This window comes from Ruegeria sp. O6, assembly GCF_056535045.1.
Genome location: NZ_JBQERM010000007.1, coordinates 124706 through 137968 on the forward strand (window position 1 = coordinate 124706; position 13263 = coordinate 137968).

12 protein-coding genes are annotated in these 13263 nt (G+C 58.2%); 10 read left to right on the forward strand and 2 right to left on the reverse strand.

All coding sequences use genetic code 11. The annotated features are described in order from the left end of the window. Positions 1–139 precede the first annotated feature (139 nt). The 10 genes from ACR0DY_RS11375 (at position 140) to ACR0DY_RS11420 (ending at position 11136) form a co-directional block, all read left to right on the forward strand. A complete protein-coding gene (locus ACR0DY_RS11375; RefSeq protein WP_480773068.1) occupies positions 140–2131 on the forward strand; it encodes an AMP-binding protein in 1992 nt (663 codons plus the stop codon). A gap of 78 nt (positions 2132–2209) precedes the next feature. Then, a complete protein-coding gene (locus ACR0DY_RS11380; RefSeq protein ID WP_480898303.1) occupies positions 2210–3028 on the forward strand; it encodes an ABC transporter ATP-binding protein in 819 nt (272 codons plus the stop codon). A 29-nt stretch (positions 3029–3057) separates the two neighbouring features. After that, positions 3058–4044 carry a branched-chain amino acid ABC transporter permease gene (locus ACR0DY_RS11385; protein WP_480898306.1) on the forward strand — a complete coding sequence of 329 codons (987 nt, stop codon included), beginning with the start codon at positions 3058–3060 and terminating at the stop codon, positions 4042–4044. Between the two features lie 3 nt (positions 4045–4047). Continuing rightward, positions 4048–4305, forward strand: coding sequence for a hypothetical protein (locus tag ACR0DY_RS11390; protein ID WP_209506939.1), 258 nt, complete (start codon positions 4048–4050; stop codon positions 4303–4305). Between the two features lie 3 nt (positions 4306–4308). Beyond that, on the forward strand, positions 4309–5385 hold the full coding sequence (locus ACR0DY_RS11395) for a branched-chain amino acid ABC transporter permease (RefSeq protein WP_480482437.1): 1077 nt from the start codon (positions 4309–4311) through the stop codon (positions 5383–5385). 74 nt (positions 5386–5459) lie between these two features. After that, entirely contained in the window at positions 5460–6743 is a 1284-nt protein-coding gene (locus ACR0DY_RS11400; RefSeq protein WP_267363927.1) for an ABC transporter substrate-binding protein, read from the forward strand. A gap of 111 nt (positions 6744–6854) precedes the next feature. Next, positions 6855–7688: an ABC transporter ATP-binding protein gene (locus tag ACR0DY_RS11405; RefSeq protein ID WP_480482435.1), complete on the forward strand. Its 834-nt coding sequence runs from the start codon at positions 6855–6857 to the stop codon at positions 7686–7688. 19 nt (positions 7689–7707) lie between these two features. Then, positions 7708–8925, forward strand: coding sequence for a phenylacetate--CoA ligase family protein (locus ACR0DY_RS11410; protein WP_480482433.1), 1218 nt, complete (start codon positions 7708–7710; stop codon positions 8923–8925). Positions 8926–9047: 122 nt separating this feature from the next. Continuing rightward, positions 9048–10712: an ABC transporter permease gene (locus tag ACR0DY_RS11415; protein WP_480482431.1), complete on the forward strand. Its 1665-nt coding sequence runs from the start codon at positions 9048–9050 to the stop codon at positions 10710–10712. Positions 10713–10785: 73 nt separating this feature from the next. After that, positions 10786–11136 carry a DUF2794 domain-containing protein gene (locus tag ACR0DY_RS11420; protein WP_209598949.1) on the forward strand — a complete coding sequence of 117 codons (351 nt, stop codon included), beginning with the start codon at positions 10786–10788 and terminating at the stop codon, positions 11134–11136. Here the strand turns inward: ACR0DY_RS11420 and ACR0DY_RS11425 are convergent. Continuing rightward, positions 11133–11870, reverse strand: a complete 738-nt coding sequence (locus tag ACR0DY_RS11425) for a C40 family peptidase (protein WP_480482428.1) — start codon at positions 11868–11870, stop codon at positions 11133–11135. The two genes, ACR0DY_RS11420 and ACR0DY_RS11425, sit on opposite strands and share 4 nt — an antisense overlap. Further along, positions 11867–13249, reverse strand: coding sequence for a leucyl aminopeptidase family protein (locus ACR0DY_RS11430; RefSeq protein WP_480482426.1), 1383 nt, complete (start codon positions 13247–13249; stop codon positions 11867–11869). The genes ACR0DY_RS11425 and ACR0DY_RS11430 overlap by 4 nt, the downstream gene beginning before the upstream one ends. Positions 13250–13263 lie beyond the last annotated feature (14 nt).

The following is a 13263-nucleotide window of genomic DNA, read 5'->3' on the forward strand; positions in this document are numbered from 1 at the left end:
CCTCTGCACCTGTTACAATTCGTAAGAATTGAGAAAACATCAGGAAAAAGTTGACGCTGATCGTGCGAGTGTTCCAAATCGGGGCACTGGCATCCGGGGGCTTTCCCGGATCCGCCATTTCCGGCTTTGAGGAGGCCGGATGGGGAGGAGAAAAAGATTGGCTCAGACGCAGTCGGGCGCCGAAGGGTTGCATTCCCTTCCGGCGCTTCTACACCGCAACGCGACCCAGTTCGGGGATGCCCCGGCCTATCGGGAAAAAGAATTTGGGATCTGGCAATGCTGGACCTGGGCTGAAGCGGCCAAGGAAATTCGCGCGCTCGCCCTTGGATTTCTTGAAATTGGGGTTGAGCGCGGTGACCACATTGCCGTGATCGGACGCAACCGGCCAGCACATTACTGGACCATGGTCGCAGCACAGATGGTCGGTGCAGTTCCGGTGCCTCTGTATCAGGACGCAGTCGCCGAAGAGATGACCTATGTGATGGAGCATTGCGGCGCGAAATATGTCGTCTGCGGTGATCAGGAACAGGTCGACAAGGTCATCGAGATTCAGGAAAAAGTGCACCAGATCAAGCACATCCTCTATACCGACAAGCGGGGGATGCGGAAATACGACCACAGCCAGATGAACGCGCTGGAAGACCTCATGGCCGAAGGTCAGGCAGGACATCAGCGGTTTGATGCAGAGCTGGACAAGCGCATCTCTGAGATCACCTATAACGACACCTGCGTCATGCTTTATACCTCGGGCACAACGGGCAAGCCCAAGGGGGTGGTTCTTTCGAACCGCAACGTGATCGAAAGCGCCAAGAATTCAGCGATCTTCGACCATTTGACCCGCGATGAAGATATCCTTTCCTATCTTCCAATGGCATGGGTCGGGGATTTCATCTTTTCCATCGGTCAGGCCTATTGGTGCGGGTTCTGCGTGAACTGCCCGGAAAGCGCCGACACGATGATGACCGACCTGCGCGAAATCGGGCCGACCTATTTCTTCGCCCCACCACGCGTGTTTGAAAGCCAGCTAACCAATGTGATGATCCGGATGGAGGATGCGAGCAAGCTGAAGCAGCGCATGTTCCATCACTTCATGGCGCATGCCAAAAAAGTGGGTGGCAAGTTGCTGGATGGCAAACCCGTCGGCTTTGGCGACCGGATGAAATACGCGCTGGGTAACCTGTTGGTCTACGGGCCGCTCAAGGATACGCTGGGTTATGGCCGGTTCCGGGTTGGCTATACAGCGGGTGAAGCGATCGGACCGGAAATCTTTGATTTCTATAGATCTTTGGGCATCAACCTGAAACAGCTTTATGGCCAGACCGAAGCAACCGTGTTCATCACCGTACAGCCGGATGGCGAGGTTCGGGCCGACACGGTTGGCGTGCCCGCGCCGGATGTCGAGATCAGGATCGACGACAAGGGCGAGATCCATTACCGCTCGCCCGGCGTGTTTGTCGAATATTACAACAACCCGGATTCCACGGCATCGACCAAAGATGCCGAAGGCTGGGTGGCAACGGGTGATGCCGGGTTCATCGAGGAAAGCAGCGGCCATCTGCGGATCATCGACCGCGCCAAGGACGTGGGCAAAATGGCCGACGGGTCCATGTTTGCGCCGAAATATGTCGAGAATAAACTGAAATTCTATCCCGATATTCTCGAGGTCGTTCTGTTCGGAAACGGCAAGGATCGCTGCGTGGCCTTCATCAATATCGACCTGACAGCGGTCGGCAACTGGGCGGAACGCAACAACGTGGCCTATGCCTCCTATCAGGAACTGGCAGGCCATCCGCGTGTGTTAGAGACAATCAGGGCGCATGTGGAAGAGGTCAACAAATCGGTAGCAGCTGATGAAATGCTGTCCGGTTGCCAGGTGCATCGCTTTGTCGTTCTGCACAAAGAACTGGACGCTGATGATGGTGAGATGACGCGCACCCGGAAAGTGCGGCGTGGGTTTGTCGAAGAGAAGTTCCACGACATCATTGCGGCGCTTTATGACGGGTCCGAAAGCGTGTCGACCACGACCGAAGTGACCTATGAAGATGGGCGCAAGGGATCGATCAGCGCGACGCTGAAAATCGTGGATGCGCCGGTTGTACCGGGTGCGCAGCACAAGGTGGCAGCGGAATGAGGGCCGCCATTGCACCGCTAGACCTGCGGCCATCGCCACGCCCGCCATCCCGTTTATGCGCAAGTCAGGGAGTGACTGATGCTGGATAACGCCGAAGGATATGTCACCGAAGACGGTCGCAAGATCGGCGGCGTGGTGATGGAAATGAAGAACATCACCCTGCGCTTTGGCGGCGTCGTGGCGATCAAGGACATCTCGTTCGATATTCGCGAAGGCGAAATTCGCGCCATCATCGGGCCGAACGGGGCCGGAAAATCATCCATGCTGAACGTTATCTCGGGGTTCTATGTCCCGCAGGAAGGCGAGGTCTGGTTCCACGGATCAAAACGCCCAGCGATGCGGCCCTTTGAGGTGGCGCAGCAGGGAATCGCGCGGACGTTCCAGAACATCGCGCTGTTCGAGGGGATGAGTGTTTTGGACAACGTCATGACCGGGCGCTTGAACTTCATGCAGACCAACATCCTCCAGCAGGCCTGGTGGAAGGGAAAGGCCGAGGCGGAAGAGGTTGAAAACCGTGAGGCGGTCGAGAAGATCATCGATTTCCTTGAAATCCAGCACATCCGCAAGACGCCCGTAGCGCGCCTGCCTTATGGCCTGAAAAAACGCGTCGAACTGGCCCGCGCACTGGCAGCAGAACCAAAGCTCTTGCTGCTGGATGAACCGATGGCGGGCATGAACGTCGAAGAGAAAGAGGACATGAGCCGCTTTATCCTCGATGTGAATGACGAATTCGGCACCACCATCGCCCTGATCGAACACGATATGGGCGTGGTGATGGACCTGAGCGACCGCGTGGTCGTGATGGATTACGGCAAGAAGATTGGTGACGGTACACCCGACGAGGTGCGCAACAATCAGGAAGTCATCGACGCCTATCTGGGGGTCAGCCATGACTGAGAACAAAGCAGATATCCGGGGAGGCACATATGCCTGAGCAGTTAATCTTTGCCACGGAGGTCATCCTTAACGGTCTGATGGCCGGGGTGCTTTATGCGCTGGTCGCGCTGGGCTTTGTGCTGATCTACAAGGCCTCGGGAATTTTCAATTACGCGCAAGGGGTTATGGCCCTGTTTGCGGCGATGACATTGGTCGGGATCATGAACGGGCAGGTGCCTTTCGCGCATTTGATCAACGCGACCTTCGGCACTCATGTCTATAACTTCGGCTGGAACATCCCCGCCCTGCTGGCGATCATCCTGACAATGGGTGTGATGGTTCTGCTGGCCTGGTGTGTGCAGCGCTTTGTCATGCGGCATCTGGTTGGGCAGGAGCCGATCATCCTGTTCATGGCCACGATCGGTCTGGCCTATTTCCTTGAAGGCGTGGCCGACCTTATGTGGGGCTCCGAGATCAAGACGCTGGATGTGGGTCTGCCGCAGGGCATCAACCTGTGGATCGACGAGTTCACCTTTAACATCTTTGGCTATGGCTTCTTCATCGACAACCTCGACATCGTGGCAACCGTGATTGCGGCGCTTCTGGTGGCGGCGCTGGTGGCCTTCAGCCAGTACACAAAGCAGGGGCGGGCCATGCGCGCGGTGGCGGATGACCATCAGGCGGCACTTTCGGTCGGGATCTCGCTCAACTTCATCTGGGTCATGGTCTGGTCGGTGGCCGGGTTCGTGGCGCTGGTCGCGGGGATCATGTGGGGCACCAAATCGGGCGTGCAGTTCTCACTGTCGCTGATCGCACTCAAGGCGCTGCCGGTGTTGATGCTGGGCGGGTTCACCTCGATCCCCGGTGCCATCGTCGGCGGTCTGATCATCGGTGTGGGCGAGAAGCTGTTCGAATTCTCGGTTGGCCCGCTGGTCGGCGGCGCGACCGAGAACTGGTTTGCCTATGTGCTGGCGCTGATCTTCCTGGTGTTTAGACCGCAGGGTCTGTTCGGCGAGAAGATCATCGAGAGGGTGTAACGCATGACCAAGCTGATCGCCATCATCAACGTGATCGCATGGGCGGGGTTCTGGGCCTTTGGCTATATCGCGCTGACCTCGAATGACCTGACTGACAGCCAGCTGACGATTGCCGCGATCCTGGCCTTTGCCGGTCTGATCATGGGCGTTCTGGCCTACCTGAAACTGGTGCGCGCCTCTGAGGCGAGCGGATATGCCAAAGGGTCCAGCCAGCTGGACGCCGCGACCCGTAACCGGGCGCAGGAAGAATGGGGAAAGTAACAGATGTTCTATCGTGAGGCCGGAGATTTCAAAACCTCCTACGTGGATGACAGCCAGACTTTCCCGATCAAGTTCGACCGGTACCGGTACTATGTCGTTCTGGCGGTGGCGTTCGGGATCATTCCGTTCATCATCAACGACTATTGGGCAAACGCCCTGCTGCTGCCCTTTCTGATCTATGCCATCGCGGCGATCGGATTGAACATACTCGTGGGCTATTGCGGGCAGGTCAGCCTTGGTACAGGCGGTTTCATGGCAGTGGGTGCTTATGCCTGCTACAAGTTGATGACCGCATTTCCAGATGTCAGCATGTTCATTCATGTCCTGTTGGCTGGTGGTATCACAGCGATTGTAGGCGTCTTGTTCGGCCTGCCTTCCCTGCGGATCAAGGGGTTCTATCTGGCGGTGGCCACGCTTGCGGCACAGTTCTTTCTGGTCTGGCTCTTCAACCGGGTGCCGTGGTTTTACAACTACTCGGCCTCGGGTCAGATCAACGCGCCCGAGCGTGACGTGTTCGGCATTATCATCTCGGGACCGAACGCCCCGGCCTGGGCGACCTACCTGTTCTGCCTGATCTTCCTGACCTTTAGCGCGATTATTGCGCGCAACCTGACCCGCGGCACGACCGGGCGGACATGGATGGCGATCCGCGACATGGATATCGCCGCCGAAATCATCGGGGTGAACCCGCTGAAAGCCAAGATCAGCGCTTTCGCTGTAAGCTCGTTCTTTGTGGGCATCGCAGGGGCCTTGTTCTTTGCCGTCTATCTCGGCGCGGTCGAGGTGGGCGAAGCATTCGGCATTCAGAAGTCATTCCTGGTGCTGTTCATGGTGATTATCGGCGGATTAGGCTCGATTTTCGGGTCTTTTGCCGGGGCGGCCTTCCTCGTGCTGCTGCCGGTTCTGCTCAAACTGGTTGGCGTCGATCTTCTGGGTTGGCCGACCGATATCGTTGCCCATCTTCAGCTGGTGATCGTGGGCGCACTGATCATCATGTTCCTGATCCTGGAGCCCCACGGTCTGGCACAGTTGTGGCGCGTTGCGAAAGAGAAACTCAGACTCTGGCCGTTCCCGCATTGAGGGCTGGCCCAATCATAAAGACGGGTGATCAAGCCCGAACTCAATATCGGATCAATCAAGGGAGGAGACACCCGATGAACAAGAAACTGGCAACCGTGGCGCTGAGCGCCCTGATGGCGGCAGGACCTGCGATGGCGGATCTTGTGTTCCCGTCGCTCAGCTATCGAACCGGGCCCTATGCGGCCGGTGGTATTCCATTCGCGGACGGTTACGCCGACTATTTCACGCTTCTGAACGAGCGGGACGGTGGCATCGGCGGTGTACCAGCAAACGTGATCGAATGCGAAACCGGGTATAACACCGAAAAAGGCGTGGAATGCTATGAATCCACCAAAGGTGAAGGCGCGCTGGTGTATCAGCCGCTGTCGACCGGTATCACCTATCAGCTGATCCCCAAAGTGACCGCAGACGGCATTCCGCTGCACACGATGGGGTATGGCCGGACCTCGGCTGCGAACGGCAAAGTATTCAGCCACGTGTTCAACTATCCGGCCAACTATTGGAACGGTGCGTCCGGTGCGATCAACTATCTGCTGGATGAAAATGGCGGTGACCTGAGCGGCAAGAAGATTGCGCTGGTCTATCACAACTCTGCTTACGGCAAGGAACCGATCCGGACGCTGGAAACTCTGGCTGAAAAGCATGGGTATGAGCTGTCCTTGCTGCCGGTTGATCACCCGGGCCAGGAGCAGAAGTCGCAATGGCTGCAAATTCGCCGCGAAAAGCCTGACTATGTCATCATGTGGGGCTGGGGCGTCATGAACCAGGTTGCGGTTCAGGAAGCGGCCAACATCCGTTTCCCGATGGAAAACTTCATCGGTGTCTGGTGGTCTGGCGCGGAATTCGACGTTCAGCCTGCTGGCGAAAAAGCGACCGGTTACAAGGCGCTGACCTTTACCGGCCTTGGCATGGACTATCCGGTCTATGACGACCTGAAAAAGTACGTCGTTGACTCGGGCAAGGCTGCAGGTGCCGGCGATCAGCTGGGTACAGTTCAGTACAACCGTGGTCTTTATGCCGCCATGCTGGCAGCCGAGGCTGTGAAAACGGCGCAGGCGATGCACGGAACCGCTGATATCGACGCGTCGATGATGCGCGACGGCATGGAAGCACTGGAAATGACCAACGCCAAGATGGAAGCGCTTGGCATGTCCGGGTTCGGCCCTGAATTCTCGGTTTCCTGCGAAAACCACGGCGGCCCCGGCCTTGTCGGTGTTGTTCAGTGGGATGCGGCGACTGGTGCCTGGAACCCGGTACAGGACTTCAAACCGACAGATGCCGAAGTTATCGGCGCGTTGATCGAAGAAGATTCCGGTGCCTACGCAACCGAAAACAGCATCTCGCCACGTTGCGAGTAAGGCATGTTGCGCCACGGATGTGATCCGGGGCGTTCAGACAACCGGAGCGGCGGGTCACCTGCCGCTCCTCACGAACAGCCCCGGAACGGGCAGGCATGAGGAAACGCGCTGATGCTGGATGCGGCACAAACCACTGACGTGCAGGCGGAAACCCTGCTTGAGGTCAATAATATCGAGGTGATCTACAACCACGTGATCCTCGTGTTGAAAGGCGTCAGCCTGAGCGTTCCAAAGGGCGGCATCACAGCGTTGCTGGGCGGCAATGGTGCGGGCAAGACAACCACGCTCAAGGCCGTATCGAACCTGCTGCATTCCGAACGCGGAGAAGTCACCAAAGGTTCGATCAAGTATCGCGGCCAGAACGTGCATGAAAGCGATCCGGCCGATCTGGTTGAAAAGGGTGTCATTCAGGTGATGGAAGGCCGCCACTGTTTCGAGCACCTGACCGTCGAAGAAAACTTGCTGACCGGCGCCTACACCCGCAAAGACGGGGCGGCTGCGGTCCAGCGGGATCTTGAGATGGTTTACGCATATTTTCCCCGGCTCAAGGAACGCCGCCGGTCGCAGGCAGGCTATACTTCGGGTGGGGAACAACAGATGGTTGCCATGGGGCGGGCCTTGATGTCGCGGCCCGAGACGATTTTGCTGGACGAACCCTCAATGGGTCTTGCTCCGCAGCTGGTCGAAGAGATTTTCAGTATCGTGAAGGACCTCAACGAAAAAGAGGGCGTGTCCTTTCTGCTGGCAGAGCAGAACACCAACGTCGCCCTGCGCTTTGCACATTACGGTTACATTCTTGAATCCGGGCGTGTCGTGATGGATGGCCCGGCAGCCGACCTGCGCGAAAACCCGGATGTGAAAGAGTTTTACCTGGGCATGTCCGACGAAGGCCGCAAAAGCTTTCGCGATGTGCGGTCCTATCGTCGTCGCAAAAGGTGGCTGTGAGCGGATGGAGGATATGGCTATGACCTATTTCGACGCACTCGAAACACGCTCGGCAGACGAACGCGCCTCGGACCAGGCCAGGGCACTAGTGGAGCAGATCAAACGCGCGATGTCGGCCCCTGGATTTGCGTCGCATCTGTCAGAATCAGACACTAATAAGGTAAAATCAGTTGAAGATTTGCCAACATTGCCGGTTCTGCGGAAATCGGACCTGACCAGAGCACAGGCCAAACGCCCCCCGTTTGGTGGATTTACAGTGAAACCGGCGCGGCATTTCCATCATGTGTTCCAGTCGCCGGGACCGATCTATGAGCCGGGCAGCACTGATCACGACTGGTGGCGCATGGGCCGTTTCCTGAATGCCGCGGGTGTTGGCGCAGGGGACATTGTCCAGAACTGTTTTGGGTATCACCTAACCCCAGCCGGTATGATCTTTGAAAATGGCGCACGGGCTGTCGGCGCGGCTGTTCTGCCCGCAGGAACCGGACAAACCGAGTTGCAGGTGACTGCCGCCCGCGACGTTGGCTGTACGGCCTATGCAGGAACGCCGGATTACCTGAAGGTCATTCTGGACAAAGCCGATGAGATGGGCGTTTCACTGCATTTCTCGAAAGCCGCCGTTGGAGGTGGGGCCTTGTTCCCGTCTCTGCGACAGGAATACGCCGACCGGGGTATCTCGTGCCTGCAATGTTACGCGACAGCGGATCTGGGCAATATTGCTTATGAAAGCGCCGCGATCGACGGGATGATCATCGACGAGCACGTGATTGTCGAGATTGTGACACCTGGAACCGGAACTCCGGTGGCACCGGGTGAGGTGGGTGAGGTCGTGGTGACCTCTCTCAACCCCGATTACCCGCTGATCCGCTTTGCGACAGGCGACCTTTCCGCCGTGATGCCGGGGATTTCCCCCTGCGGTCGCACGAACACCCGGATCAAAGGTTGGATGGGGCGTGCAGATCAGACGACCAAGATCAAAGGTATGTTCGTGCGTCCGGAACAGGTTGCCGCTTTGGTCGACAAGCATGAGGAAATCGTCAAGGCTCGTGTCATCGCCACCCGTCAGGGCGAGATGGATTCGATGACTGTCCAGATCGAAAGCACAGGCGGGGATGATACGGCATATGCCAGATCGGTGGCCGAAGTGCTGAAACTGAAAGGCGCAATCGAAGTCGTCGCCCCCGGCTCGCTGCCCAAAGACGGGTTGGTGATCGAGGATCAGCGCGTCTACGAATAGTGGTGAATAACAGGTCTGCGGCAGTTTGTGCCGCAGATTTGTTGACCGACGCACTGGTGTTTCCGAGCATTTTGGTCGATTAAAGGCGTACCCTAAGCCTTTGCCAATCAAAAGCCGGGATAATGGCCCAGATCGACTATTCAGAAAACGGATCACGCAATCGCGGTGTACGCGGCACACGGCTGTTGGCCGCAGTTGCTTATCTTGTGGCTGCCGCATGCCTGTTGCCCATGGTGGCCGTGGTTCTGGCGGCAGTGACGGGCGGGACAGATACGATCTCGCACCTGGTGGAAACGGTGCTGCCCAGCTATACTGTGACGACCCTGATCCTTGTGGTGCTGGTCGCGGCGGGTACGTTCAGTATCGGCACGGGCGCTGCCTGGCTGGTGACGATGACCCGCTTTCCCGGTGTCAGGATCCTTGAGATCGCGCTGGTCTTGCCCTTGGCTTTTCCGGCATATGTGCTTGCTTATGCGTACACCTTTATTCTGGATCATCCGGGTATCGTTCAAAGCACTTTGCGGGATGTAACGGGTTGGGGGCCGCGCGACTATTGGTTCCCTGAAATCCGTTCGACCGGGGGCGCTGCGGTGATGCTGATTCTGGTGCTGTACCCTTATGTCTACCTGCTGGCGCGGGCTGCGTTCCTGCAACAAAGTGCTTCGGCGTTTCTGGCTGCTCGGGCGCTGGGCAACAATCCATGGCTGGCGTTTCGGCGCGTCTCGCTGCCGATGGCGCGCCCGGCAATTGCCGGTGGTGTTCTTCTGGCCATCATGGAAACCATCGCCGATTTCGGAACCGTGTCTTATTTCGGTGTGCAGACCTTTGCGACCGGGATTTACACCAGCTGGTTTTCAATGGCCGACCGTGCGGCGGCGGCGCAGCTGGCCTGGTGCCTGCTTGTCTTTGCACTGATCATGGCTGTGGCCGAACGCACCCAGCGCGGTAAGGCAAAATACTATCAGGCCGGAAAGAAACATGCTGCCCAACCGGCGGAACACCTGACCGGTCTTCGCGCCGTCGCGGCATTCCTGTTATGTACGATACCCGTTATTTTCGGGTTTCTGTTGCCCGTTATCATACTGGTCGAGATGGGTTTGGAATCGGAACAGAACCTGCTGTCGCGGCGCTATATCGGTTTCATCCAGAACTCGCTGACCCTTGCTGGCACGGCCGCGGTCGTCACTGTCTTTGCGGCGATCTGTGTCGGGTTCTTTCAACGTCTGAGACCCGGGCGCGCGTCGTCGGCGACGGCCTACATGGCGCGGCTGGGATATGCCGTGCCCGGTGGCGTCATCGCAGTCGGTTTGATTGTACCTTTCGCCAGCTTTGACAACGCGCTGGATGCCTGGATGCGGCAGACATTCGATGTGTCCACGGGGTTGTTGGTTACCGGTTCAATCTGGCTGTTGGTCGCCGCCTACATGGTGCGATTCCTTGCCGCCGCGCTCAGCGCATATGAGGGGGGTCAAAGCACGGTTCATGCCAATATGGATGCCGCGGCCCGCTCGTTGGGGCAAACCCCGCTGGGAACATTGCGGCGCGTTCACCTGCCCATTTTAACGCCGTCGCTGCTGACCGCGCTGTTGATCGTCTTTGTGGACGTGATGAAGGAATTGCCTGCCACCCTGATCATGCGCCCGTTCAACTTCGACACACTGGCCGTACAGGCGTACAGGCTTGCCTCGGATGAGAGGCTTGAGGGCGCCGCCGTGCCGTCGCTGGTCATTCTGGCGGTCGGCCTGCTGCCGGTAATCCTGATCTGCCGTCAGGTTGGTCGACGGTAACACTTGTGTTGTAAAAGCCGGGCAACAGCGCATCAGGCTTGATTCAAACATGATTTCCGGCAAGGCTGGCGGTATGAACATGCAGCCTCCCAACCGGTTTTCGGCAAACGCAGCGCAGATGCCCGTGGCCTTTGACCGGCATGAGATGTCGCAAATCCTGTCCGTTTATGGACGGATGGTCGCCGCTGGAGAGTGGCGAGACTATGGTATCTCAAACCTGCGCGATATGGCAGTGTTCTCGATCTTCCGTCGCACCGCTGAGCACCCGATCTACCGCGTCGAAAAGCACCCGCGCCTGAAGTCCCGGCAGGGGATGTACTCAGTCATAGGTATGGATGGCCGCATCCTGAAACGCGGCCATGATCTGCGCGCGGTACTGCGGGTGCTGGAACGCAAGCTCATCCGGGCCGTAAACCCGGATTAGAGCCTTTTTCGCGCTGTAACAGGCCCGTCGCCCTGATCCTGAATGCGCTGAATCGCCCGGTCCATTGGCTCGTACACAACCGCCATATGGCTGGCGTTCGCATGTAAAATCATGTTGTCGTCCGAAACCCAGGCCACGTGCCCTTTCCAGAACAGTAAATCCCCGCGCTGCGCAGGTGATTCAGCTGACAGGACAGCGCCCAAGGCTTGTTCCTGATCGCCGCTGTCGCCGGGGCACGGAATACCACAGGCCAGCAGCGCGGCCTGAACAAGCCCTGAACAATCGATACCGAACCGGCTGTTGCCGCCCCACAGATAGGGCGTGCCCAGGAACAGCTCGGCCACGGCAACCGGATCACGCGGTTTTTCTGCAATTGGGGCCGTGTGAACCTTTGGGACAAAACCCAACTCGGTCTGCACAAACCGATCCGTTTCGGCAGTCGCATGGATTTTACTTCCGAAACTCAGAGACACGAGATCGCAGCTTTTGATATCGCGGGCCGCGTAGGCATGTGTTGCTGGCGCATTGATCCAATGAGTCGCAGGCATATCCTCGGACAGGTGGTCTGTTTCCAGCCAACCAGCATATCCGTCTTTTTCCGCGACGATCCTGCTCCACCCGCCGTGGTTTTCTTTGACATGAACCGTGTCCCCCAGCAGCAATTGCCGGTCACGCGGCCCGTCAGGGACACGCAACAGGTCGACGACCGGTTTGGATATGCGGTGCTTGGTCATAACCCCAATACCTCCGGTAAGGCCGACAGCACTGCGCGTGTTCCCTGACCCAGACCACCTTTTGTGCGGCCGGGTTCATTACTGGGTTGCCACGCGTAGATGTCAAAATGGATATAGCGGGTGGACCCTACGAACCGGCGCAGAAACAGCGCGGCGGTGATAGACCCGGCAAACCCGCCCGAGGGGGCATTGTCCAGATCGGCAATGCCGGGTTCGATCATCGCCTCGTAGGGTGTGTGAAAGGGCATTCTCCAGACCGGATCAGCAGACGTTTTGGCCGCTTGTGCCAAGGCCACGGCGCAGCTTTCGTCGTCGGTGTAAAACGGTGCCAGATCAGGGCCCACGGCCACGCGCGCCGCACCGGTCAGCGTCGCCATCGAGATCACCAGATCGGGACTCCCTTCATCCGCCAAAGTCAGCGCATCAGCCAGAACCAGACGCCCTTCGGCATCGGTGTTGTTGATTTCAACGGTCAGGCCCTTGCGTGAGGTCAGGATATCACCGGGGCGAAAGGCATTGCCTGATACCGCGTTTTCAACGGCCGGGATCAGAACCTGCAGTTGCAGGGGAAGGTTCAGCGCCATGATCATCCGGGCAAGTCCCAGCACATTGGCCGCGCCGCCCATGTCTTTTTTCATCAGGCCCATGGAAGCGCCCGGTTTCAAATTCAGCCCGCCGGTGTCGAAACATACACCTTTGCCCACTAGTGTCAGTCTGGGGCCACTAGTGCCCCAGTTCAGCTCGATCAGCCGGGGGGCCTGCGCCGCGGCCCGCCCTACCGTGTGAATCATGGGAAAATTCTGATCCAGCAGCGCATGGCCGGTGATCACCTTGCAAGACGCGCCGAACTCATTCGCCAGAACCTCGACCGCTTGCTGTAACTGATCCGGTCCCATGTCCGAAGTGGGCGTGTTGACCAGATCGCGCGTCAGAGCCTCGGCATTTGCCATGGCCTCGATACGGGCGGCGTTGATGCCATCAGGCACAATCAATGCCGCTGACCCTCCGGTCTGGGACGCGTATCGATCAAAAGCATAGGCGGTCATCAGCCAGCCAAGACACTCCATCTCCAATAAATCCGCAGGAATGCCCGAAGCAATGCCGTAGGTGCCTTCCGGCAGGGCCATGGCCGCCGCGGCAAGGGGGAACCGTTTGCGCACACGTTTTTCTTCGGTTCCGTAACCGGCCAGCGCGAATTCAATTGCGCCGTTCGTGGCTGGCACAAGCAGGACCTGCCCCAGCGCACCGGAAAACCCGTTTGCTGCGACCCAGGACTGCACGCGCTCGGGCTGATCCAGAAGCCAGCCGTCCAAATCCGGCTGCGCGATCACATGAAGCGGTACGGAAGGGTCAGAGGATGGGGCGAAGGACAGTGTCATGGGCGCCTCGACAG

What these genes read in the sequence shown, in the direction of transcription:
- ACR0DY_RS11375 (WP_480773068.1), top strand. Translation starts at nt 140, where the DNA reads ATGGGGAGGAGAAAAAGATTGGCTCAGACGCAGTCGGGCGCCGAAGGG.
- ACR0DY_RS11380 (WP_480898303.1), top strand. Translation starts at nt 2,210, where the DNA reads ATGCTGGATAACGCCGAAGGATATGTCACCGAAGACGGTCGCAAGATC.
- ACR0DY_RS11385 (WP_480898306.1), top strand. Translation starts at nt 3,058, where the DNA reads ATGCCTGAGCAGTTAATCTTTGCCACGGAGGTCATCCTTAACGGTCTG.
- ACR0DY_RS11390 (WP_209506939.1), top strand. Translation starts at nt 4,048, where the DNA reads ATGACCAAGCTGATCGCCATCATCAACGTGATCGCATGGGCGGGGTTC.
- ACR0DY_RS11395 (WP_480482437.1), top strand. Translation starts at nt 4,309, where the DNA reads ATGTTCTATCGTGAGGCCGGAGATTTCAAAACCTCCTACGTGGATGAC.
- ACR0DY_RS11400 (WP_267363927.1), top strand. Translation starts at nt 5,460, where the DNA reads ATGAACAAGAAACTGGCAACCGTGGCGCTGAGCGCCCTGATGGCGGCA.
- ACR0DY_RS11405 (WP_480482435.1), top strand. Translation starts at nt 6,855, where the DNA reads ATGCTGGATGCGGCACAAACCACTGACGTGCAGGCGGAAACCCTGCTT.
- ACR0DY_RS11410 (WP_480482433.1), top strand. Translation starts at nt 7,708, where the DNA reads ATGACCTATTTCGACGCACTCGAAACACGCTCGGCAGACGAACGCGCC.
- ACR0DY_RS11415 (WP_480482431.1), top strand. Translation starts at nt 9,048, where the DNA reads ATGGCCCAGATCGACTATTCAGAAAACGGATCACGCAATCGCGGTGTA.
- ACR0DY_RS11420 (WP_209598949.1), top strand. Translation starts at nt 10,786, where the DNA reads ATGAACATGCAGCCTCCCAACCGGTTTTCGGCAAACGCAGCGCAGATG.
- ACR0DY_RS11425 (WP_480482428.1), bottom strand. Translation starts at nt 11,870, where the DNA reads ATGACCAAGCACCGCATATCCAAACCGGTCGTCGACCTGTTGCGTGTC.
- ACR0DY_RS11430 (WP_480482426.1), bottom strand. Translation starts at nt 13,249, where the DNA reads ATGACACTGTCCTTCGCCCCATCCTCTGACCCTTCCGTACCGCTTCAT.